The 238-nt window shown below is 44.1% G+C and carries 1 protein-coding gene; it reads left to right on the top strand.

Going from position 1 to position 238, the window contains the following annotated elements; genetic code table 11:
• Nucleotides 1-221: hypothetical protein (locus tag G3N97_RS35360; protein ID WP_205997474.1), on the top strand; the 221-nt coding region annotated here is incomplete at its 5' end.
• Between the last annotated feature and the right edge of the window lie 17 nt (nt 222-238).

Genomic DNA, 238 nt, shown 5'->3' with positions numbered 1-238 from the left:
GCAGAGGAGTAGAATACGAAGAAAGAGGGTGGGTCTATACGATAATCAATGCCGCTGGAGTGCATAGAACTGGGGTAAGATGCTGTGTCAACGAGGATGTTGGTGTGATAGGGAAGCAACGAACGATAACGGAGGCAGAAGCTAATTATAGTGAGAATGGTGAAGGGATAGGAATAGTATGGTGTATTGTTAGAGGAAAGGATAAAGCGGAATGCTGGTGACGGTGTTTTTTTTTTTC

It is taken from the genome of Paraburkholderia sp. Ac-20347 (assembly GCF_017104805.1).
Classification (GTDB): domain Bacteria; phylum Pseudomonadota; class Gammaproteobacteria; order Burkholderiales; family Burkholderiaceae; genus Paraburkholderia; species Paraburkholderia tropica.
The sequence above is the reverse complement of the archived record's forward strand: the minus strand, read 5'-3'. Positions and strand labels throughout refer to the sequence as shown.